14 protein-coding genes are annotated in these 25,751 nt (G+C 29.6%); 4 read left to right on the forward strand and 10 right to left on the reverse strand.

What is annotated here, in order from left to right; translation table 11 throughout:
- Positions 1-72: 72 nt before the first annotated feature.
- From BTO07_RS14630 to BTO07_RS14670, 9 genes are all read right to left on the reverse strand, one after another.
- A complete protein-coding gene (locus BTO07_RS14630) occupies positions 73-1,518 on the reverse strand; it encodes a PKD domain-containing protein (protein ID WP_087521935.1) in 1,446 nt (481 codons plus the stop codon).
- A 22-nt stretch (positions 1,519-1,540) separates the two neighbouring features.
- Complete coding sequence (locus BTO07_RS14635; protein WP_087521936.1) at positions 1,541-2,713, reverse strand: PKD domain-containing protein; 1,173 nt, start codon at positions 2,711-2,713, stop codon at positions 1,541-1,543.
- Between the two features lie 12 nt (positions 2,714-2,725).
- Complete coding sequence (locus tag BTO07_RS14640) at positions 2,726-4,321, reverse strand: RagB/SusD family nutrient uptake outer membrane protein (protein WP_087521937.1); 1,596 nt, start codon at positions 4,319-4,321, stop codon at positions 2,726-2,728.
- Between the two features lie 6 nt (positions 4,322-4,327).
- Entirely contained in the window at positions 4,328-7,558 is a 3,231-nt protein-coding gene (locus BTO07_RS14645) for a SusC/RagA family TonB-linked outer membrane protein (protein ID WP_232457045.1), read from the reverse strand.
- A gap of 260 nt (positions 7,559-7,818) precedes the next feature.
- Positions 7,819-8,193 (reverse strand): cupin domain-containing protein, encoded by a 375-nt coding sequence (locus BTO07_RS14650; RefSeq protein ID WP_087521938.1) that lies wholly within the window; start codon positions 8,191-8,193, stop codon positions 7,819-7,821.
- 24 nt (positions 8,194-8,217) lie between these two features.
- Positions 8,218-10,494 (reverse strand): heparinase II/III domain-containing protein, encoded by a 2,277-nt coding sequence (locus BTO07_RS14655; RefSeq protein ID WP_087521939.1) that lies wholly within the window; start codon positions 10,492-10,494, stop codon positions 8,218-8,220.
- A 240-nt stretch (positions 10,495-10,734) separates the two neighbouring features.
- Complete coding sequence (locus BTO07_RS14660) at positions 10,735-11,658, reverse strand: T9SS type A sorting domain-containing protein (protein WP_087521940.1); 924 nt, start codon at positions 11,656-11,658, stop codon at positions 10,735-10,737.
- Positions 11,659-11,802: 144 nt separating this feature from the next.
- Positions 11,803-14,016: a heparinase II/III family protein gene (locus BTO07_RS14665; protein WP_087521941.1), complete on the reverse strand. Its 2,214-nt coding sequence runs from the start codon at positions 14,014-14,016 to the stop codon at positions 11,803-11,805.
- A 108-nt stretch (positions 14,017-14,124) separates the two neighbouring features.
- Positions 14,125-16,434, reverse strand: coding sequence for a chondroitinase-B domain-containing protein (locus BTO07_RS14670; protein WP_087521942.1), 2,310 nt, complete (start codon positions 16,432-16,434; stop codon positions 14,125-14,127).
- 261 nt (positions 16,435-16,695) lie between these two features.
- On the opposite strand from BTO07_RS14670, the gene uxaC reads away from it, so the two are divergent.
- Together uxaC and BTO07_RS14680 are read left to right on the forward strand one after the other, a co-directional pair.
- Entirely contained in the window at positions 16,696-18,099 is a 1,404-nt protein-coding gene (gene uxaC / locus BTO07_RS14675) for a glucuronate isomerase (RefSeq protein ID WP_087521943.1), read from the forward strand.
- Between the two features lie 11 nt (positions 18,100-18,110).
- Positions 18,111-19,076 (forward strand): Gfo/Idh/MocA family protein, encoded by a 966-nt coding sequence (locus BTO07_RS14680; RefSeq protein WP_087521944.1) that lies wholly within the window; start codon positions 18,111-18,113, stop codon positions 19,074-19,076.
- A 7-nt stretch (positions 19,077-19,083) separates the two neighbouring features.
- On the opposite strand, the gene BTO07_RS14685 is transcribed toward BTO07_RS14680, so the two are convergent.
- Positions 19,084-20,157, reverse strand: coding sequence for a T9SS type A sorting domain-containing protein (locus tag BTO07_RS14685; protein WP_087522668.1), 1,074 nt, complete (start codon positions 20,155-20,157; stop codon positions 19,084-19,086).
- A gap of 886 nt (positions 20,158-21,043) precedes the next feature.
- Between BTO07_RS14685 and BTO07_RS14690 the strand changes: the two genes are divergently transcribed.
- A complete protein-coding gene (locus BTO07_RS14690; protein ID WP_087521945.1) occupies positions 21,044-24,244 on the forward strand; it encodes a SusC/RagA family TonB-linked outer membrane protein in 3,201 nt (1,066 codons plus the stop codon).
- Between the two features lie 11 nt (positions 24,245-24,255).
- Positions 24,256-25,584, forward strand: a complete 1,329-nt coding sequence (locus BTO07_RS14695) for a RagB/SusD family nutrient uptake outer membrane protein (RefSeq protein ID WP_087521946.1) — start codon at positions 24,256-24,258, stop codon at positions 25,582-25,584.
- The last annotated feature ends 167 nt before the right edge of the window (positions 25,585-25,751 follow it).

Genomic DNA, 25,751 nt, shown 5'->3' on the forward strand with positions numbered 1-25,751 from the left:
ATAGCACACATTACTAAAACTACATTGCTTTATCAATGTGTGCATTCAATTTTTATATTGGTTTTTTTTATATTAAAATCCTGGAGTTTCAATTGAAATATCATCAACAAATACTTCATTACTACTATTAAATGTAGATCCACTATTTTTTGCATAAAAGATTGCTTCAGTTGTAGAGGCTTTAAATGTAAAAGAATACTCTTTAAATGAATTTCCGTTTTCAGTAGCATTTGCTACTAATTTACCAAGGTTACCGCTTTCTAAAGTTAATTCATCCTCTATATTATTATCCATAATATATACTGATAGTTCTGAAGTACCTTCAAGTTTTGCCCAAAGTTTAATAGTGTATGATACACCGATTTCTACTTCAATACGCTGATACATTCTTCTTTGTTCTTCGTGAAGTTTTAATGAATAAGGAGCACTATTATTAGTTGTGCTTATACCTGGACCTTCATTACTTTTACTAATATTATCTTCTATCCAGGTATTCAAAGTTTTGTTATTCCATAATGCATAATAAGGACTAGGTACTTTATCTTTAGAACCATTTGCAACATATGTAGAACTTGGTGTCATGTCCCAAGCATCTGCATTATCATTTTTTTCATCTAATTCTTCTATTGTTCCAATAAAAATGATTGCAGCTTTTGTAGCTTTTACAGCTCCTACAGCAACTCCCTTAGTAATACTTTTTGAAACACCAGCAGTATTTGTTGTTGTTAATGTTACATTATATGTTTTAATAGAAGCATAAGTATGTGAAGGGTTTAACTCTGTTGATACAGCACTACCGTCACCAAAATCCCATTCATGTGTAACTGCTAAAAAAGATTTATCTGTAAAATCAACTTTAAGACCATTTACATCAGAAGTAAAATCAGGAACTGTAGATAATATTAATCCTTCTATGTTTTTAGAAACTGAAGTTTTTACACCTAAGAAATTTGTAGCTGTAAGAGTTGCTACAAAAGTATCTGCAGTTTTATATACATGTTTAGGATTAAAAGCAGGATCTAGAGCAGTATCATCAGAACTCCACTCTAAAGTTTCATCATCTCCAAAATCCCAAACTAATGATTTAACTCCAGAAGATAAATTTTCAAAAGTTACTTCTGAGTCTACAGTAATTAAATTGAAATCAACAAAAATAGGAGCTACATTTGATGAGTCTACCGCTACTAATCCATCAGAACTTTTTGTTGTAAGTTTAACTTTGTATAAACCACCTGTAGTATATGTGTAGTCTGGGTTTTCTTCAGTTGAAGTACTTCCATCTCCAAAATCCCATAAATATGTTGCTGCATCTGTAGAATAACTTCTAAAAATGATAGACATATTATCTTCTGCGCTTGTACTTGTAGTAAATAGGGTAGTAGGTTGTATATCATTTACATTACCAGTTGGTGGTACAAACTCTTCGTATCCATTATCAACACATGATATAATACCTAAAAACATAAAAAGTAAAGTAAAAATACTTTTATGAAATTTCTTAATTAATTTATAAATCATAATATTAAATTTTAAAATCTATTTATTGTTTAACAATTATATCAAATGAATCTAATCTAGATTCATCACCAGAATTACGACCATAAATGATTACTGATTCGTTATCTCCAGCTTCAAATGTTATAGCATGTTTCTTAAAAACATTAACAACTCTACCAATACTATTATCTGTTCTTGATGCTACAATATTTTCTGTTAACTGCGCTTCTTCATGAGAATCAGTAGTAGGTTTTAGTATAGATATTGTAATTTCTCCAAGATTATTCATGTTAAAAGCACTGAAATATGTTAATACATAAGTTGCACCTGGAGTAACCTCAATTTCTTGATATAAAGCTCTACTACCATCAGCAGGAAATTTCGCTGCTTGTGTACCTTCTGGTAAAGTACCTATCGTTTTTGTGTTTATCTGAAAAACAGATCCCCATTTAGAAGAACTAGGAGCTCTCCAAGAATCTCTACCATCACCTGAACCATCGAATAAACTATTGTCTTCAAAACCAGGTTCTCCAATTTCAGGAACTGCAATTGTTGGTACTGCTTGATTCACTGTAATTAATTTTTCTGTAGATTCTGATTTACCAAGGTTATCTGTTACTGTTAAAGAAACCGTATAAACACCTGGACTTGGAAAAGAAAAGATTAATTCTTGATCTTGTAATGTTGCGTCATCTAATTCAGTAATACTAGTTTCTAAATTAGCAATGTTTTCTAAAACTTCATCTGTAATTGCTGCTTCAGCTGCTGCTAATTCAACTTTTAAAGCATCTATTTCAGCTTGTATTACTACAACTTTATCTGGATTAGATTCACAAGGTAATTTAAATTCTAATTTAGCAATTTGCTCTTCAAATGCTGTCGCTGTAGCTCTTTCAGCTTTAATTGACTGATGAAGAATAGGTAAGTCTTTATTTACAAACGTTACTCCATCAGAAGGAGTTACTGTCCATTCATAATTTGTACCATTTACAGCTAAATTTGAACCTGCTTGAAAATTATATTCATATTTAGCCCATAACTCTACATCATCACAATCAAATTCTGAAGATGTTACGTCAGTTAGGTTGAAAAAAGGTGTTGGACTTGTGAAATCTTCCAAATCACCAACTTCTGGCAAGCTATTACTGACACAAGAGGTTAGAGATATGATTGTCCCTAACACAATATATTTTAAATTAAACAAATGTTTTTTCATAATTATGCGTTTTTAGTATCCACTATTTTGTGAATAGAAATTAGGTAAATTGTCAATCTCTCTTTGAGGAAAAGGAAGGTATTTCTTTTCGCTTGTATAATTTAAACTGTTGTCAGTAGAAAACTGTCTTAAAACAGTATCTGCTTCACCAAATCTTACTAAATCATATAAACGTTGGTTTTCATAAACAAACTCAACTCTTCTCTCTGCTAATAAAGCTTGTTTAGTTAATACAACAACTTCTTCTAAACCAGCTCTAACTCTAACTTGATTAAAAGCTGCAGTAGCTCTTGTATCTGTAGTAGATTCTCCACCAGCTAAAATTGCTTCAGAGTATAATAATAATACATCAGCATATCTTAAAACAACCCAGTCATTATCTCCAATCTCACCATCAGTAGGAAATTTAGCATTAAATGTATCGTTTGTAATTTCTGCTGGATTATATGATAAAGCATCTATACTTGCATAAAACCTTACAGGTTGTAATTCTGGATTCATTACTTCTAAGAAATCAAGTGTAGCAATATTTACACCATTTGAAGGTCCTTGTAAAGTCATCGCAAAACTATGAGATTCTGAATCTGTTTCAACTTGGTCATCTAAACCACTATCACTCGTTACATAATTATCACTACTTACTAAATCGTAAGCTATAGAGAATATTACTTCATCATTAATTTCAAGTCCTGAATTATTTGACCAAGAACCATCAAGAACTCCGTCTGTATATCCATCAGAAATTTCATTTCCTAATACATGACCATAATCCATTACCAAGTTAGCATAGTATTCTGCATCAGTTAAAACATCAATTGAATTATCTAAAGGATCTGGGTTAAACTCAAATTGTTTAGCATTATCTCTTTCTGTAAAGATTAAATCATAATTATATGAAGCGTTATTTTCAACAACAGATGCTAATAAAAGTTCTGCTTCACCATAATTAGGAGTAGGTTGACTTAAATATGCTTTTGCAGCTAAACAAATAGCAGCTCCTTTAGAAGGTCGGTATTTATTTTGTGCAGCATCATTTAAATAAGCAATTGATGTTTTAAAATCATTAATTATTTTTTCATAAACTACATCTTCTGCTAATTGAGGATAATCTTTTGCTTCACCTTTAGTGATATCTAATACTTTATCAACGAAAGGTACATTTTGATATGCTCTTACTAAATTGAAATGACATAAAGCTCTCATAAAATAAGCTTCTCCAACTGTATATTGTTGGCTTTCTGGAGCTAAAAAACGATTATCAATAATAGTATTTGCATGTTTAATTGCGTGCATATTATTAGAATAATATGTAGCTACATCACCATTATTAGGATCTACGTTATAAGCACTTATTGCAGGAAAGTTTCCGTTTTCTGAATTTGCTCTTACATTATCTGATCTTAATTCAGTTAATAAGAATTCATTTGCTGGAATCTTTTGATATGCATCTAACACTCCGTTTGATAATGCTATAAAACCATCATCAGTTTGTAGTAATTCTTCTAAGGAAAGTGCCGTAGGATTACTAAGGTCAAGTTCTGTTTCACAACTTGTCAATAAAGCCATGAAAGAAAAACAAACTATTATATTTTTGTATATATTTTTCATAATTAATTAAAATTGAAAGTTAATTCCTGCTGAAATTGTTTTAACGACTGGACCATCTCCTCTTTGGTAACCTGCTGTTAAAGGCGTGTTAGCATTACTAGATGTTTGACCAGCTGCTTCTGGATTAAATCCTTCATAACCATCAGCTGTAAAGAATAATAAGTTTTCACCAGTTAAATAGATTCTTAATTTATCAAAACTATATTTTGATGTTATAGATTCTGGTAAAGTATACCCTACAGTTAAGTTTCTTAAAGCTACAAAAGAAGCATCTTGAATATGATCATCTGTAAATCTTCTATGAACAGTTAAATCTTTATCTGGGAAATTAGACATTTCATTTACAGCCGATTCACTTGCATAATACAATTGATCTAAATCTGCAACTCTTACTTCTGCACCATGAGATCCTTGTAATTGAAAAGAGAAATCAAAATCATATAATGTAAAGTCAGAATTGAATCCCCATTCAAAGTCAGGATAAGGACTACCTAATTCAGTTCTATCATCATCATCAATAACTCCATCATTATTTAAATCTTTTACATATACATCTGCATAATCATTATTAAATCTATTAAAAGGATTATCAACCCATTCTAAAGGAATTTCTTTATCATATACCCATCCATAAAAAGATGTAATAGGCTGACCTACTCTAGCTATAAATTCTGTTGGCCTTGTATCTTGATCAATTCTAGAAATAATTTGTTCATTATTACCTAAACTTTGAACTGTATTTCTATTTAAAGAAAATTGTCCAGATGCACTCCATTGAAAGTTTTCTTTATTCATAAGTCTAGAAGTTAACTCAAGTTCTACACCTTCATTTTTTACTTCACCAAGATTCTGTAACCAGTTATCTGTACCATAAGTAGCAGAAGTAGGAGCAAACAGCAATAAATCTTCACTCGTTCTTGTATAGTAATCTGCAGTTAAACTTAATAAACCACCACCAAATGTAACATCCACACCAGGGTTAAATTCTTTTAATTTTTCCCAACCTAAAGATTGATTCGCTAAAGTAATTCCTTTAACTCCTGTAGTACCATTGTAGCTAATAGAGCTAAAAGATTCTTCAAAACGATATAATGATTCAAATACATTATTAGAAATTTGATTAGAACCAGAAATACCATAACTCGCTCTTAATTTTAAGAATGTAACGAAATTACTTTCTGATAAGAATTTTTCATTTGACATTACCCAACCAACAGAAACTGCAGGGAAGAATCCAAATCTAGATTCAGTACCAAATCTTGTACTACCATCGCTACGAGCTGATACTTGTAATAAGTATTTTTCATCATAGTTATAATCTAATCTACCAAAATAAGAAACTAATTTATCAGTTCCATTATCAGTATAAGTTGTACCTCCGTCTGCTAATGCAATGTTATTATTGAAATCATTACTATAACCTACAGCTTCTGTTTCTTGTCTGTAAAAATCTCTCTGTGTAAATTCAAAACCAAGAACTGTGTTAAAGTTATGTTTTCCAATTTCTTTCTTATATTTAACAATTGATTCAAATGCATATTGATTTAATTCATCTCTTCTTTCTAATCTATAAGATTCTTGATCTCTATTTTCTTGTCCATATAAATAATCAGCTTCATTACTTTTATTGTGTCTAAAAACACCAGAAACTGTTTGTCTAAAGTTAAGACCTTTTGCTAATTTAAAATCGATATAAGATGATGCGTTTAGGCTCAATTTCTTTTTTGTTCTAGATCTTTCTAAGAAGTGTACTAAAGGATGTACATTTTTAGTAGTTGATAATGTTAAACCACCAGATGTTAAACCACTAGCAATTGGAAGACCATTTGCATCTCTAAGAATATCTCTTGGGTTATTTGGGTCTGGAGTAAATGTATGGTCAAAAGCTCTTGAAAATCCATAACTACCAATACCAAGGTTTTCAAATAATTTTCCTGCATCTGTAGAAGTACCTACTGCAGTAGAAAATTGAGTTACATATTTTAAATGCTCTTCGTTTAAATATAATGGTACATGCCCCATTTGTCTTAATGGATCAGTAAATCTTGCTGGCAATTTATCTTGGTCATTATAATTAACACGTATACTTGCTCCGTATTTAATTTTTTCGTTTTTAGATTTACTGTCAATTTTTATTCTAGCATTGTATTTTTTAAAGTTATCTGTAAGAGCAATACCTTCATCTTCAAGATAACCTAAAGAAGCAGAATAACTTGTTAATTCAGATCCACCTCTTACTGCAAAAGAGTGACTTTTTATAAAACCTCCGTCAAAAACTTCATCTTGTAAATTTCTTTCACCACCACCTAAAGAAGCAATAAAATCCATTGCTTCAAGTTCAGCGTATGCTGTGTTGTAATCACCAGTAATTCTACTATAGTTTGAACTAGAAGGAGATATACCATCAACAGTACTTTGTAAACCATTTAACCTTGCTCTTTCTTGAGCGATAGTTGTATTAAAGTTGTCGTTGTTATCAGCATATCTATATCCTGTAAATGTGTTGTAAGAAAATTGTGTTTTTCCAGCAAAACCTTTCTTAAGTGTAACTAAAATAACACCATTTGCACCACGAGAACCATAAATAGCAACTGAAGAAGCATCCTTTAAAACACTTAAAGATTCAATGTTATTGTTATCAATAGATGATAAAATATCAGCATCTGTACCTAAAACAACTCCATCTACCACAATTAAAGGTGAAGATGAACCAGTAACAGAGCCAGGTCCTCTTAATGTAATTTTTGGATCACCACCAGCTTCTGATGATACTACCTGAATTCTTAAACCAGCTACTCTTCCTTTAAGAGCATCCTCTACACGAGATACTGCTTGATTCTGAAGATCAGAACCAGAAACTTTGGTTAAAGCACTCGTTACGTTTTTTTGTTTTTGATTTCCATAACCTACTACTACAATTTCGTCTAATACATTAGAATCTTCTTCTAAAGCTACGTTAATTGTTTTTTGATTTGTAACAGTTACACTTTTAGGTTTAAAACCTAAGTAAGAGAATTGTAATACGTCTCCTTGTTTAACTTTAATTTTGTAATTACCATCAAAATCTGTACTTGTTCCTTTTGTTGTCCCTTCAATGATAACATTTGCACCTAATATTGGCTCATTATCAGTTTTAGACATAACATTTCCATTTACTGTAACACTTTCTTGTGCATAATTAATTGCACTAAAAAGAAGCATTCCAATAAACACTAACTTAATTTTTAAGTTCATCATTAATTGTTTTGAATTGTTTTCTGTTTAAATACTTAATCTTAAGTATTTTGAATTTTATCTTTAAGATTAAATATCACTTTATTCAAGTTTAAAAAAATATATTAGCCAATAGAATTCTAGAAATAGAACTCTATTGGTTAATTTAATTGGTTTACCAAATTGGTTTACCAAAAGTATATATTTTTTTGGTATAAAAAAAAGATATGTTAATTAATTCATAAAATCTCCCCTTATTGGGTTAAAGTTATCTTTTAATTTTATTACTTTTTATCTCCAAAATAAGAGGGTCCATCACCAGTTAAGAAATCTTCTCTTACAGGGCTAAATGTATCAATTAGTTGTCCTTCTTCTAAACAAACTGCACTATGCATTAAATTAGGTTCTATATAAACTCCATCTCCTGCTTCTACAATTTGCTTAACTCCATCAATGTCAAATTCAAACTTACCGGAAACACAATAGGTAGCTTGTGTGTGAAAATGTTGATGTGGAGCACCTAATGCTCCTTCTTCAAATTTCACGCTTACCATCATGATTTGATTATCGTAACCTAAGAACTTTCTTGATACTCCTCCTCCAAGTTCTTCCCATTTAATATCTTTTGTGATAACGTACTTTTCACTTACTCTATTCATTTTTATATTTTTTAGATGACTAATTTATTTGTAATAATAAGAACCTACCCAATTATAATTCTTGCTGTTAATTTTTAATGTATGTTTTATCTCTTTTAAAGCGTTTGTATTTGCAGTAATAAAAAGTTTAGTTTTTCCACTTAAAGTTGTTATTGAAATAGCTGTATAGTCTACTGAATCTAAAACAACTTTTAATTCTTTAATACTACTTTTAGAATTAACAGCAGATTCAGAAACAGGACTATAGCTTCCATGTGCTTCTATTGCTGAAACAAAAAGTGTGTTTTTAGTATTTTTTCTTCTTAGCATTATTGCAGCTTCTCTACGTAAATTAAATTCTGGGTCATTTGCTCCAATTCTAGTAAAAAGTATTTCGTCATTAGTATCAGAAATAGTTGATAAAGTATAAAACTTTCCTTTATTTAACCAAGAGAATTTAGCGTTGCTTTCTTTCGATTTTCCATTACCTTCTACATATAAATGTTGATATCCGTTTTTGCTTCCTAAAGGTTTTAATGTTTTTGGTATTGTATACTCAAAATTAGTATTCAAAACCTGACCTAAAAAGTAATAAGGAAAATCATATTGATTTGCTTGATTAGAGATAGAAACTACTTTCATAATGTCTAATACAAAAGGTTTTTCGAAATTTTCATCTTTAATAATTGCTAAAGTTCTTTGCATATCAGTTCCAGGATATGTCTTGGTTACTTTTGCACTAGAAGCTTGTACGTTTTTGTTATCAGAAGAAAAATAATGTAAGTCTGGGTGGTTTTGACTTCCTATTTCGTATTTACCATTATAATGAGAAGTTTCATTTTGAGTTACTGTATTGTGTGCAATTGTTTGTTTTGCCCAAGTCTTATTTTCTTTTAGATAGTTTCCACCACCTTTTTGTTCAATATTTACAAAACGAGCTAAACCATAATCTTGAAGTACCTCAGTTCCTTTTTCGTATAATGAATATGATAATTTATCATAATGACCGTGACTAGAACCTTGAGATGCATATTTAAACACAAGCTCAATACCTTCATTTCTTAAAATACCAACACCACCTTGTTTACCTTCTGGACCATCAGATAAATTAATTGATTTTTTTTCAAATGGCTTTGCTTTTCCTTCTTTTATACCAAGTGCAACTGCTAAACCAGAATCGTCTAATAATACTTTATTTTGTTCAGTAGCAATTGATAATAAACCTGCATCTTGTTTTCCAAAATGATAAGAAATATCTACTGCAGTAACCAATGCATCGTTATAATAAGACATTCCTTTTTGTCCATCGTTAAGAGGGAAAAAGTCGCCATCTGCATCAGATAAATTTAAAAGAGCATTTATCGATTTTAAAAGTACACCTTCTTTGTATTCAAAAATCTTTAATTCTGGTTTTACGTTATCTAAACCTTCAGCAAAAACTAAAAAAGGATACATTGCATAACGTTGGTAATATGGTCCTTCATTATAATATCCGTCAGGAGAAAAAGGTTCTTCTATATTTGCTAAAAATCCTGCTTTACCGTTTTTATTTAAAAAACCACCATCATCATCTTTTTTCTTAGTATCTAATTTTAAATCTTTAATACCATATAAAGCACGATCAATCAATTCTTGATCATTCATAACCAAACCAATCATACCAACAGCAGCATTTCCCCATGTACTATGGTTGTGAACTCTTTGGTAAAATTGTGGACTATCAACAGAAATATGATCTGCAAATGGTTTAAATAAGTTTGTTTCTAGTTTGTTACGTTCTTCTTCTGATAAATAATTATAGATGCAATCATAAGCTTGACTCACATAAACCAGCCAATTTGCGTCATTTAAACATTGCCAAAATAATTTTCCTCTTGCATAAGATCTTGTTTTTGGGTGTAATGGCAATGTTTTATACATTTCCTCATATTGCATTAACATGTCTTTTACATATTTCGCATATTTTTCATCATTTAAAATTTGGTATAAAACACCTGCTTTTTGTAATACGATCATGTTGCGTTTATGACGAACATGTGTGTAACCACCAGAATAATCTAAAGGTATTGGAGTTTCGATTCCTAAAGCAATTTCTGCATCTATTTCTTTTTGAACTGCTTTTAATGTATTGTCAAAAATTGGAATATTGCCTAATTGTGCTCTAATGTCTTTAACACCTTGAGAAGTAAGAATTAAGTTAGGGTGAGAGCCTTCAATTTTAGCATTATTAGAAGTTTTCTCTTTTGTCTTGTTGCAGGAAACTGAAATCACTATTAATAATAGTAATATGATGCTTTTTGATATGCTGTTTTTTAATTTCATACTTAATCCTTTGATTATAAATTGAATTTAAAATTGGTTAACCAGATTGGTAGACCAAATATAGGGTTATTTGATATTTTAACAAAATAATAAGATGCATATTAGTTTTTTTAACATTTAAAAAATAAATATGTTTTTATTAGAAAGAGCATATTAAGAACTTTTTATTTTATTTTTAAGACAAAAAAAAGTCCATTTAATAAAAAATGGACTCTTCTTTTAAAGTAAATAATTCAAATTTTACTCAATAATTATCTTTCTAGATCCTACTAAGTCATTACTCATAACTTTTAGAACATAAACACCTTTAGACAAATTAGAAATATCTATTTTGTTATTTGTTAATTTTGATGAAGAAATAACTTTCTTACCAATTAAATTGTAAACTTCAACTCCTGTAATTGTTTCGTTTGTAGAAATTTGTACAAACTCATTTGCAGGGTTAGGGTAAATACTAATTTTTGAAGAAAAAAGATCGTTAACAGATGCTGTAGCTCCTAAATTAACTAAATTTAAGTTATCAATTCTAACTGCTGAATCACCATTCATCCAACCTTTATTTTTTGAAGTAGCTACTTGTGTACCTTCGTTATGAGTTGCGTCATCAAAAGGACCAACTGCTCTAATAAATATAGCGATACTAGTTTCAGATCCAGTATCGAAAGAAATTTGAGATATATCTAGTGTACCATCAGCTGGAGCATATGTAGTATAAGAAATTTGATTATTTGCGTCTTCAACAGAAGCAACTGTAGTATATCCAAAACCACTTTGTTCAGCAGTAGCTGGACCAGCATATAAAGGAGTATAATCAGCAACATATGCGCTACCTTTTAAAATAACAATTTCAAAATGAGTAGTTGTAGTAGGGTCTTCTGCGTAAGTATATTCTAAATCTAAAGTATAAGTACTGTTTGCTTCAACAGCTACTTCTTGATATACTCCATCAGATTCCATTGCGTCTAACTTTACAACATCACTACTGTTTTTAGTTGAAGATTCGCCTTGATCAGCGATATCCTTATTAATCCATCCTGCACAGGTACAATCACTATCTTTGTTTTTAGCAATTTTATCAAATGTAGCGTTGTGAACTGTTGGTTGTGTTTGAGCAAATAATGAACAGCTTCCAACAAGGGCAATAAAAAGTAATGTTTTTTTCATATTAGTAAATTTTAAAAGGTTAATAATAAATTGGCTCACCAATGTGGTTGACCAAATTGGTTTACCAAAAATACGAATTAATTTGAATAATCAAAACTATATTTGAATTATTTTAAGGGTTTGGTTGTTAGTATATTATAAATGTTACAGATTTTTAAAAATTTCTAAAGGATTTATTGTTACTTCTTTATAATCTTCCGTTTTTTTGAGGACAAAAGGTTTGTGAAATAAAGATTGAATAGAAAAATCATTTTTTGTAACCTTAATAAAAATATCCACTTTTTCTGAAAATTGAATCGTTTTTTCTTGAATTCTAATATCTTTTACTCCGAAAAACAAGTGCTTATCGTTTTTAGAAAGTGTTTGTGTAGCGTCTGATATTATTGATGAATTTTTAGACCAACCTTTAAAATCAGGGTTCTCTTTTTCCTCATCAATTCTATTATCATATTTAGAAAAAGGGAATAAAATAGTAATAAAATTGAAATCTTTTGTATCTGTTTTAGAAGTTACAATCCATTGTTTTCCTCTTGCTCCATCAGTTTTTATTTTGTCAATTTTATTAAGTTGATAAATATCTAAACCAGAACCATTAGAAAAACTAGATCTTAGTAAATTAGGCGAATTTTCTAAACTATAATGACCTTGCCAAACTTGTTTGTAATTGTGTTTTTTATCCGAAGAAAAATTATCTTTTACAATCCAAAAATCATTTTCTACATTAATAACTTGTCTCGAATATTCAACTCCCAAGTTTTTAAAACCATCATGCGATCCTATAAAAACTTCTAAATCTTCATTTTTTTGAAAAATAATAACTTTAGGTTTCGGTAATTCTTTAAATTTCCCAAAACCACTTCCTCCTTTATTAGAAGCGTATTTTTTTCCTTGCAATTCATCATCAACCAAAGCAACATTCTTGGTCATCGAGTTTTTAAATAATTCTAAATCTTTTAAAGAATATCGAACTTGGTAATTTGGTAGAATTACATTTTCATTAGCCATTGCTTGTATTCCTAAAATATCTCCGTGTTGATGATCTGGTTTTTCAGCATCTAATCCAGCAGAAATAACTAGCATTTTATCTTTACTATTCCATCCTTCACGCATTATGTAATATCCTGTTTCAGGAAAAGAATATGATTTAAAATCAGGCTTTTCTTGTTGAATGCTTTGCAAGTTTTCTAGTTGATTTTTACTGGTGTACCAATACATTTTTCCGCTTACCTTATTGTTTGCGAAATAGCCAAAAGTAGGATTCTCAAATAATAAATATCCTAAAGTTAAGGCATCTGAAATATCATTTTTTTCTGCCCAAGGAGTATCAGTATCATCAGAAAAAACAGGAGCAGATTTATCTGGAAAAGATATTTTAGTTAAGGTTGTAAATAAAGATTCTAATTTATTTTTCCAGAAATCATCAACCTTTAAATTGCTGTTTTTTACTAATTGATACACGTAAAAATAATTACCAATATCGCTTTTATGATAATGCACTGTTCTTTCGAACTGAAAACCATCTTCATTAATTTCTTTACTTAAATGTTCTGCCAATAATTTCATAGAATGGTTGTACCAAACATCTGTATCTACAAAATCTCTTAATAAAATAGAAACCATCGCTAAAGCGGATAAACCTCTTGTTTGGTGATTACCAGATTTAAAGTTCTGATTGATTTCGAACAAATAAGAAGCATGTTGTAATAATGTAGCAATCGTTTTTAGTTGATCTTTATCTGAATATGCTTTTTCACCTAAAAAAAGATTATGAATTTGTAACCAATTTAATATTCTATAACCCGATCTAAAAGATTCGTAAACTCCGTTTCCATCTTCAAGAACTTCGAATTTATTTTGATGCAATGCAGTGTTTAAAGATTGCATTTGTTCTGTAAAATAATTAATGTATTTGCTGTCTTTTTGCTGATAAAAATAATAGAATGCAATGTCTACCATTTTATGTTGACGTGCCAAATGTCTTAATGCGTATGCATTTAAGGGTTTTCCGTTTTGATAATTAAAAGGAAGTTTCCATTGTGGGGTTGATGAGAATTTTGCCAAATGATCTAAAGCTCTTGTTGTATGACTTTCTACTGCTTTTGGATATAAATTTGCGTATTCTTTAAAGCGATTATCTACTGTTTTATAATCGTAGAAATAGCGTTCAGAGAATTTATCTCTAAAATAACTAGCTAATTTTTCAGTTGATATTTTTCCGTTTTCTGATAGTTGACTTTTTACATCATCATTTAAATAGTTGACTAAATTAGAAACCTCGATAACTTTTTTACTCGGTGTTTTTTGTCCGAATATAGAAATTGAGACTAAAAGTAGGAGGGTAGTGTAAATTGTTTTCATCTTTTTTATATAAAAAAAAACACTGATTTAAAGATTTACATGTGGCGTAATACATGTTATAACCTTTGAAATCAGTGCTTAAATTTGACTTTTTATTTCCTTGAAAAATTAATACATTAATTTCATTACTAAGTTTTCTTGAGTTTTGATTTTTCCAGAATTGATTAAAGTATTTTCAGATTCAACGTTGTTTTTTGCTCCCCATAAAATAGAAACAAAATCAACTTTATTGTTTTTAAATACATTTTTAGTAATGTTTACATTAACAATACCTCTGTGATTTAATAACATTTTGTTTTTTTCTTTACTTCCACAGTTTGTAAAAGTGCTATTTTCAACTAATAGATTTCCACCAATTGTAGACTCATCATAACCACCTCTGTAATAATCAATCACGTTTTGTTTAACGTTAGTAAATTGACAGTTTTCAATAGTTAAATATTCAGTATTATAATCACCTCTATCATTTGTTTCTTCAGACAATTCGATACCATTTTTACAGTTTGAAATTGCCGTGTTTGTGAATGTTACACTTTCTGCAAATGTTTGTTTGTATGCTTTTAATACATAATTGAAATTGTTTATTTCAGAACCAGAAACTGTTAATCCAAAATGGTTAGACATGTTTTCTTTTAAGTTGGCAAAAGCTTGTTGCTTTCCGTTTCCTGTAAGAACGATGTTGTTTAGGTTTAAAATTCCATAAGGATTTAATTCAAAAACAGGAGTGTTGTCTGATCCAGCAAAAATAATTTCAGCTTTTTCAGTTCCTTTAGATTGAATTGTAATTGTTTTATTAATTACGATAGATTTAGAAACAGTGTATTTACCAGGATTTAAAGCAATAATATCTCCAGATTTAGCTGCAGCAATTTTGGTTTCTAATTCTCCCTTTGTTGATGAAACTTCTATAGTTTTTACATCTTTAACTTCTGCTACGTCAGAATACCAATCTGCACCATATTTAGTTTTATCTAAAATTGATGGATCTTTTAAATCTCCTTTAACAGTTGCTCCAATAGAATTTGATTTTGCTCTAGAATTTCCAAAAAGATCTTCTGTTATCGTATTAAAACCAAAACCATCATAAATATCTAAATCACTAGTTAGGTTAGGAATAAAGATATTCTCACCTACTTTTGTTAATTCAAATTCAGTAGCTTTCATTCTTTTAATATCACCAAATTCAACTCCTTGGTTGTTGATAATGTTGTTTTTAAACTTTACACCATCAGCTTTATCATGTTCAATAATTGGGTTTTTATCTCCTTCTTTATTGTAAATTATATTGTTTGCTACAACAGATCTTAAAGCTCTTGCAGAACGAATTTCAGATTTAGGTAAAACAGCTGCTTGTGCAATGTTTGTTCCTACCCCAAATTGCCAAGGAGATTTACAATCAACATACGTATTATATGCAACTACAATATCAGTAACTTGGTTATATCTATTTAATGGAGATTTAGGAATTCCATTCATAACAGCTAATGGACTTCTAAAATTTTCACCAATAATTTTGTAGAAATAATTGTTGATAATCCAGTGCCCTGTATTTACAATTCTAATTCCTCCAAATTGTTTATTTACACCATCACCAATAAAATAATTACCATCAATTGTGGCATAATTTCCATGACGAGTTACCACAGAACCTTCACTTTTATAAAAAACATTGTTTTTAATTAAATTGAAATTTGTTTTACTAGATATAATTTCAACTTCACCATTACACTCTTCAAATAAGTTGTTTGCAATCGTTGTATTACTTGGCGACATAGAAGTAAAACTACTTCCTAATTGAATAGTTTCTCCTCTTGCTCCACCTTTTCTCGGTCTTGGTCCAAAATGATTGTTTACAATTTCGTGGTAATTTCTAATGCTTTGGTTTCCTTTTAAATCTACTCTAACAGTTGGTCCACCATTTGTTTTACCAGCAATATAACAATTAGCTAATTTATTATGTGTACCATATAATTGAACCCAAAGATTGTCATTATCTCTTTGTAAGTTGTTGAAGTCTAAAATAACACAATTGGTAACGCTACTATAGTTTGCAACTTTATCTGCATCAGTTCTAAATGCAATTACATTTTTTTTAGGAGAATGTCCTTTTCTAAAAAATAACCCACTTACTTGTAAATAATTACCACTTATTTCTAAGCTAGAAACGCCTTCAATAAAAACTTTACCAGCAGTTTCTGCTTTTAAAATTATTGGTTCTTTTTCAGTTCCTTTTCCTTGAAAAATAATTTCTACATTTTCATAGGTTCCGTTTTTAATGACAATAATATCACCTGCTTTCGCATTTTTTGTAGCTTCTATTAATTCTGATGTATCGCTTACTGAAATTTCATTTGTAACTTTTTCATTACAAGAAATTAGTGATAAAAATAAACTGAAGATTAATAATAAATTTTTCATAAAACGTTTTATAATTAAGGTGTTATTTTTAATAAACTTAAATTGGTTTACCAATTTGGTTTACCAAATATAGTTACTAATTTTGGATTGAGAAAATTTTCTTACTGAAACACAATTTAATCCTTGTAAATAGGGTTAAATATTTGATCTTAAGTTTTTAAAAACGTGAATTTAACACTATTTTTACAGTAATTCTTAACTTTAAAGAATTAGAGGTATTTTATCTTTATTTTTAAAATTGAACTGCAATAAAATAATATTATGAAGACTTTTTTAACTGAAGATTTTTTACTCCAAACAGATTTTGCAAAAAACTTATATCACAAATTTGCTAAAAAATTACCAATTATAGATTATCACAATCATTTACCTTCAAATGAAATTGCAGCAGACAAACAATTTGATAATATTACACAAGCTTGGTTGTATGGAGATCATTATAAATGGCGTGCAATGCGTGCTTTTGGTATTAATGAAAAATATATTACAGGTGATGCTTCAGACAAAGAAAAGTTTTTAAAATGGGCAGAAGTTGTTCCTTTTACAATTAGAAATCCGCTTTTTCATTGGACGCATTTAGAATTGAAAGCTTATTTTGGAATTGATGAAATTTTATCAGTAAAAAATGCTGAAGAAATATATGATATAACATCCAAAATATTGCAAAAAAAAACACATTCTGCAAACGGTTTATTAAAATTGATGAATGTAGAATCTTTATGTACAACAGATGATCCTATAGATACATTAGAATATCATAATGCAATTCAAAAAGATCCTTCTAAAGTAAAAACTTTTCCAACTTTTAGACCAGATAAATCTATTGATGTTTCTAATGTTAAAACATTTAAAAATTACATTTCAATTTTAGGTAGCCTCTGTAAAGTAACGATTAATTCTTACCAAAAATATATAAAAATTTTAGAAGAAAGAGTCGATTTCTTTCATGAAAATGGTTGTAGATTATCTGATCATGGTTTTGAGCAAATGCCTTTTTATGATGGTGCAAAATATGATCTTTCCTTGCTATTCAATAAAGCAACTTCTGGAATAAATTTAACAGAAGATGAAGTGTTGTTTTTTAAGGCAAAGACACTGGTATTTCTAGGGAGAATGTATCATCAAAAAGGTTGGACACAACAGTTTCATTTGGGTGTAATTCGGAATAATAATAATAGATTATTGAAAGAGTTAGGTGTAGATACTGGCTTTGATTCGATGAGTGATACTTCTCAAATTAAAAATCTAAAAGGATTTTTTAATGCTTTAGATAATACGAATCAACTTTCAAAAACAATTGTTTACAATTTAAACCCTGCAGATAACGAAGTATTTGCAACAATGGTTGGTAATTTTAATGATGGTACCATAAAAGGTAAAGTTCAGTTTGGTGCAGCTTGGTGGTTTTTAGACCAAAAAGATGGAATGGAAAAACAAATTAACACACTTTCTAATCAGGGTTTATTAAGTTGTTTTGTAGGTATGTTAACAGATTCTAGAAGTTTTTTGTCTTTTCCAAGGCACGAATATTTTAGAAGAATTTTATGTAACATTATTGGTACAGATGTAGCAAATGGTGAATTACCAAATGATGAAGCGTTTTTAGGAAAAATAGTAAGTGATATTTGTTATTATAATGCTAAAAACTATTTCAATTTTAAATAAATCTATCTAATATGAAAACAATTAAATGGGGAATAATTGGTTGTGGTGATGTTGCTGAAATAAAAAGTGGACCTGCTTTTCAAAAAGTAGAAAACTCAGAATTAATAGCAGTGATGAGAAGAAATGCTGCAAAAGCAAAAGATTTTGCAGAAAGACATCAGGTTCCTTTTTGGTATAATTCTGTTGATGCATTATTAGAAAACCCAGAAATTAATGCAGTTTATATTGCAACACCTCCTTCGACCCATTTAGAAATAGTGAAAAAATGTTTAAAATCAAAAAAGTTTATTTATCTCGAAAAGCCGATAACTTTAAATTTTTATGAAGCTGAAGAATTAAATGAAATTGTTACAAATAATGATAAAGTCGTTGTTGCTCATTATAGAAGAAAACTACCTGTTTTCTTAAAAGTAAAAGCGTTAATTAAAGAAAATAGAATAGGAGATATCAGGTTTGTAGATATTCAAATTTTACAATCGAAAGAAAATAATATTATTACTAAAACAGATGACAATTGGCGTTTGAAACCAGAAATTTCTGGAGGTGGTTATTTTCATGATATTGCGCCACATCAAATCGATTTAATGTATTATTATTTTGGTGAAATTAAAAACGCTAAAGGTTTTTCTACATCAACTTTAAATAACAATGTTGATGATATTGTAAATGGAATTATAGAATTTAAAAACGGAATTCAATTTAGAGGAATCTGGAATTTTAATACTTCTGATAATGAAGTAAAAGATGAGTGTAAAATATATGGAGAAAATGGTACAATTACATTTTCTTTTTATGGTGATAAGATAACTTTAACTACTAATTATGATGCCAAAGTTTTTCATTTTACGAACCCGATTCATGTGCAACAACCAATGATAGAAAGTACAGTAAACTATTTTTTAGGTAAAGCTTCGAATCCTTGTGATATAGAAAAAGGAGTAACTGTTATGAGAATTTTAGAAACTTTTACAACTTAAAAAAAATCTATTTTACATAACATTTTAAAACCTTTGTAATAACTGTTTTCTTCTTAAAAACAATAAAATACAAACCTTTAGAAAAACCAGAAACGTCTAATTTATTCTTGTTTATTTTTTTATCAATATAAATTTTTCTTCCAGAATAATCATACATTTCAATAGTATCATAATTCTCTAAATTCGCATTTTTAAATTCTACTTCATTAGATGAAGGGTTTGGAAATAATAAAATGTTCTCTGCTTTTTCTTTTAAAGTTTCTACAGAAAGTATGTCAGTAACTTCTTCAATGCTAAAATCTGCATATTTTACAATTTCATCTTTTAGATCTTTTTTTTTATTTAGACTTCTATAAATTCCCCATTTTGGTCTAGAGAATTCAGCGCCATCTTGCCACATATCTATTGGACTATTTGAGTAATTAAAAATCACTTCATTATTCGATATTTTTTTAATTTCAACAGAATAACTACCAACATCACCAAATTTAATAACTTCAGTTACTTCCACCCAATTACCTCTAAATAAATCTAAGTTTGCATTTTTTAAAGTATTTTGATCTTTTGTAGATGTATATCTTAATTCTAATCTATCTGGATTCGATTTTCTTAATGTAAAAGAAATCATCGGAATTGAAGCATAAGAACCACCAACAGATTTTATTTGATGAATGTGTGTAAAACTAGATGAAGGTTTAAAATCTGAACTTATTTTAAATTTCCATTTATACTCTATGGTTTCACCAATAGTAGCTTTTACGTTTTCTGGTGAATCAGAATATGTTTTAATTTCATTACGTTGTCTATCAAATTTCTTGCAACGATCATTATCTGGAGTTACATGAATATGGAATAAGAAAACATCTTTGTTTAATTCTGTATCAAATTCTTGTGTAATATGATTTCCAAACTCATCATGATTACAATCAGGAGCTTCAATAACATTTCTATTAGGATTCGCAAATACTGAATTAATTAAATCATAAGTGTCTTTCGATGTATCAGCATTTAACACAACTTGACTCGAAATACCTTGAATTATAAAGATAAAAATGGATGCTAAATAAATGTTTCTTTTCATAATTAAAATTGGTAAACCAATTTGGTTTCCCAAATATACAATAAAAACGGAAAAGCTATTATGAATTATATTAAATCAAACGGTTTTTGAAACCTAATTGTAAGTTTAGTAAAATATGTTATTAATAAGAGGGTTTTAATTATTATAAAAATAATGGAAGTACCAGTATTATTATTATAAATCTGCTATACTACATTTTACAAATAGTACAGAACAAAATAGGAATTATATATACTAATACATAATTTCATAATCATTCTTAAATGAATTTGATCCATTCTTAATTCATCCAAATTTATGAGAGCTAATTATTGCTACATATAATAATATATTAAATAGAGTTAAAGAGGATAAAGATTATTTTACTTTTAATATCAGAGAAATCATTTCATCAATGTTATGAAATTTTAAGGTTGTTTGCATAGTAGTAATTACATAAAATTATAACGAATTATATTTTTTGCCATCTATATAGGTATACATATAAAGGAGAGTGTAAAATATAAGAGGTAATATTCTTATTTAAGGTAATAGTTCTTTTAAAGAATATAGGAATAGGGTTTTCTTAGCATTCGTTTTTTATTTCAATCTTTTAAAGCCATTTTTTATGTAAACGTTGGTAGTGTTAATATTTATAAAATCTAATAATTAAAGGGGGAGTTACGTAAAAGCCCTTTGTTTATAGGGGTTAATACTAGTAATAGTAATATTGTTTTTTGTGATAGTTAATTTTTTGTTAATAATAAATATCTATAATAGTTAAAATAATATATTTATATGGTAATATAATATATATATATATGTATATTTGGTTTTCCAGTTTGGTAAACCAGTTTGGGAAACCAGTTCGGGAAACCAGTAAAATAATTAATTAAAACTCAAATTCATGTCAAAAAACAACTTTTTAAAAAAAATGAGTACGTGCTTTTTTCTTCTAGCATCGCTTTTTGCTTTTTCTCAGCAAAAAGTATCGGGGAAAGTTACGGATGCAGTAACAGGTGATGCTTTACCTTCAGTAACAATTCAAATAAAAGGTACTTCTTCTGGAACAACAACAGATTTTGATGGTAATTATACAATTACTACTAAAACAGAAAGTGATGCCTTAGTATTTAGTTATTTAGGTTACAAAACAGAAAATGTTTCAGTAAATGGTAAGTCTATATTAGATGTTGCTATGTCAGAAGATGCAAGTGCATTAGATGAGATTGTAGTAGTAGGTTATGGTACTCGTAAAAAGAGTCATTTAACAGGGGCGATATCAAAAATTGGTGGTAAAGATGTTGCTGCTGTACAAACTTCTCGTGTAGATGAAGCATTAGCTGGTAAATTAGCAGGTGTTTTAATTCAAAATGCAAGTGGAGAGCCAGGTGCAGATCCAAAGATTCAAATTAGAGCTGCTTCTTCTATTTCAGGTAACTCAAGCCCACTAATTGTTGTAGATGGTTTTCCTATTAATGGAAATTTAGCTACAGTTAATCCAAACGATATTCAAAGTATAGAAATCTTGAAAGATGCTGCTTCTGCTGCAATTTATGGTTCAAGAGGTGCAAATGGTGTTATTTTAGTTACTACTAAAAAAGGAAAAACAGGAAAACCTAAATTTAGTTATAATACGTATACTAGTATCTCAAACAAGTATCGTGATAACATAAATAAGACAGGTTCAGAATGGGCTGCACACTCAAGATCAGAAATTGCTGCTGGAAACTGGGATGTTTCTCAAATAGACCCCGCTTTTTTAGAGTACAGATTAACTGCTTATGAAGAATCTCCAGATGAACAAAGTGTAGAAGATTATCTTTATCAAACTGGTAATACTACTAGCCATGATTTTAGTATGAGTGGTGGTACAGATGATGTAAAATATTTTGGATCTGTTGGTTACCAAGATGCAACAGGTATTGTGAGAACTCAAGGTTTCGAAAGATTAAATGCGCGTTTAAATATAGATGCTAAATTAGGTGATAAAATTAAGACAGGTATAAGTTTTAATGGGTTTACTTCTAAAAGAGAAATTGTTGGATGGGATGTAAGAGACCTTTCTAGAGCATATAGTGTTCATCCTATTTATCATACTGAAGCATCTATTGCTTTTGTGCAAGCATTAGATAAAAAAGCGCAAGCTTTAGGTCTTTCTGCATTTGATAATGGAGTTAATGGTGATGCAGTTGCTGCAGGTTATAATTCAAGTATATACACTTTAGAACCTGGAGATTATGTGAACGATTGGCACTATGGAAGATCAAATAATGGTATTGGAGGATCTGGTGATCAAGGTCCTGCTGCGAAGCTTGATAATTCTGAAAGAATACAAAGAACATTTTTTGTAAACATTAATTCTTATTTATCATACAATATTTTAGAAGGATTGGATATTAAAACTGTTTTAGGTGGAGATTTAAGAGATACTCAAGACTATTATTGGAGAGGAGTTCAATCTGATGCTAAGGCACGTGGTAGTGCAACTAATTTAGATCAAACTGATGTGAAAGTTTCTTCTATATTAAGTGAAACTACTTTAAATTATACAAAAGAGATTGGTAAACATAACTTTTCTGCAGTAGCTGGGATTGAATTTCAATCTACTACTTTTAGAGGAAATTCGTTAGATGGTACAAATGTGCCAAATACAGCTGTTACAAATTTTAATTTGTTAGCACCTGCTGATATTGTTGTAACAGAAAGAGATGAGACAAGGGTAAGAAAAAGTGTTTTCGGAAGAGTTAACTATGCATTTGATGATAAATACTTAGCGTCTGTTTCTATTAGAAGAGATGGTGATTCTCGTTTTGGAGCTAACGAACAATATGGTGTTTTTCCAGCAGTTTCTTTAGGATGGAATGTCCATAAAGAATCTTTTTTACAAGATAGTGAAGTATTAAGTAAATTAAAATTAAGATTTAGTACAGGTTCATTAGGTACTACTTCTTTTTTAGGATCATACGATTCATTGAGTTTATTAAACCCTACTCCAACAGGTTTCGGTACAGGATTAAATATTCCTACTGATGTAGCAAACCCAGATTTAACTTGGCAAACAAATACAGAAACTAATTTTGGTGCTGATTTAGGTTTTGTAAATAATAGATTTACTTTAGGTGTAGACTACTACACGTCAAATATCGAAAATTTCTTACTAAGTAGAAATGTTTCTGAAGTTCTTGGTACAAGTGCTGTAACAATAAATGCCGGAAATATAAAAAGTTCAGGTGTAGAATTTGAGTTTTCTGCAGGTATCATTCAAAAAGATGATTTTTCATGGAATTTAACTGGTAACCTATCTACTGTTAATACAGAAATTACAGATTTAGATGGTTTAGATGAATTACCAAGACAAGCTGTAGGTCAATCTGGTAGAGATGTTGTATATAGAAATTATGTAGGAGGTCAAATTGGTGAAATGTGGGCATTAGAAACTGCAGGACAAGTTGAAATGAAATACCTAGAGGATGCAACAAGAAACCCTAACAATACTACTGGTGAATATTATGTAGTAGATCAACAATCACCTGGTGAAGCAGGTTATGGTGAAATTGATAAAACAAGAACTGTAGAAGAGGGTGGAGATTTAGTGAAAGTAGGACAAAATACACCAGATTTTTACTGGGGATTGAATAGTTCTATGAATTACAAAGAGTTTGATATGTCATTACAATTTCAAGGAGCAGTTGGAGCAGAAGTTTTCAATGTAGATCCTTATTATTATGGTTCTCAGTGGGGTGCTAGATTAGTAGATGGTTTTAAAGATGCTGATGGTCGTGCTGTACATAATGGTATGTTTGTTAAAGGAGCAAAAGACAACATAGATGCAAATATTCAAGACGCTTCTTATTTAGCTTTAAGAAATATAACAATTGGTTATACTTTTAAACAAGATATAGTTGAGAAAATAGGCTTAAGCTCTGTTAGAATATATGGTGCTGCTACTAATTTATTATACATAATGGCAGATGACTATACTTCTTATAATCCAGAAGGTATAGAAACAACAGGAGATTATAACGGACCTACAACATCTGGTTTTCAAATTGGTGCAAGTCCAGTTGTTAGAAGCTTTACTTTAGGTTTAAATCTTAACTTTTAAATAAAGAAAAAATGAAAAAAATAAATATAATAGTATTAGGATTAATGTTGGTCGTATCAGCATGTTCAACAGATTTAGATCAATCTCCATCAAATATTACAAGTCCAGATTCTTTAACAGATTTTGAAGGGGTTTTAAATTCAGCGTATAATTATCAAACTGGTTCTGCTACACCAATGAGTGTAATGGGAGATTTTAGAGCAGATAACGCTCAGTTTGACGAATCTCCACATAACTCATTTGCAGCATTTAATGGTGATGTAGCGTCTATGGAAGGTGATTTTTTCCAACCGATGTATGCAGCTTTATATAAGTCTATTTTAAGTGCAAATACAGTGATTGAAAAATCATCAAATGCAAGACATATTGGTGAAGCTAAATTTTTAAGAGCCTTGGCTTATTTTAAATTGGTAAAAGTATTTGGAGATGTTGCTGTTAATTTATCAGCTGCACCAAGTTTAATTGATACTTCAATTTTAAAAAGACAACCAGCTGCTGATGTATATACTCAGATTATTTCTGATTTAAATGATGCAAAAGGTGCATTAAACAATGATGGTATACCTACAGGTAGAGCATCTAAAATTGCTGCACAAGCATTGTTAGGTAAAGTGTATATGCAAATGGGCGATTATGTAAATGCAGAAACTCAATTAGCTACAGTTGTAAGCGGAGCTGCAGGAGCAGGTGTTGCATTAAAAGCTAATTTTGCAGATGTTTTTGGTCCAGGTTCTGACTTGAATTCAGAAATTATATACGCAACTCAGATATCTGGTTCTATAGCAATTAGTGACTATAGTGGTTCTACATTTGCATTATGGAGTAATGGAGGTGATACAAAATCTGATGAAGATCCAATTACTTCTGACCTAGCTGATGCTTTTGATGCTGCTGGTGATGTTGTTAGAAAAAACGTAACTATGTCTGTTCCTCCTTTAAGCGCTTATCGTTTAGGTGTTAAATATGGGGCTGCAGCTGCTGAACAAGATTTTATAGAAATTAGATTAGCAGATGTTATTTTATTATATGCTGAAGCATTAAATGAAAATGGTACTGCAGCTAGTACAGTTTTACCTTTATTGGATGATATTAGAACGAGAGCTGGTTTAACTAGTTTAACAGGTACTGTAAGTTCACAAGCCGATGTTAGAACAGCTATTGCTAATGAAAGAAGATTAGAGTTAGCTTTAGAAGGTCAAAGATGGTTTGATTTAGTTAGAACAGGTTCTGTTGATGCAGAAATGGGAAAAACCATTAATAGTAATTATTATGTGTTTCCAATTCCAACTTCAGAGATATTTGCTAGTGAGGGAGTTATAACTCAAAATGCAGGTTACTAAATAATTATTATAATAACTTGAATTAAGTTAATTATTGGGCTTACAACTTTAAAAAGTTGTAAGCCTTTTTTTTGTAATGAAAAAGGCAATTCAAATTATAGAATAAGACAATCTATCTTAAGTAAAACCGAATATTGGTTTAAGTATGGAAATAAAATAAGTAAAGC

Source organism: Polaribacter sp. SA4-12, assembly GCF_002163675.1.
Lineage (GTDB): Bacteria > Bacteroidota > Bacteroidia > Flavobacteriales > Flavobacteriaceae > Polaribacter.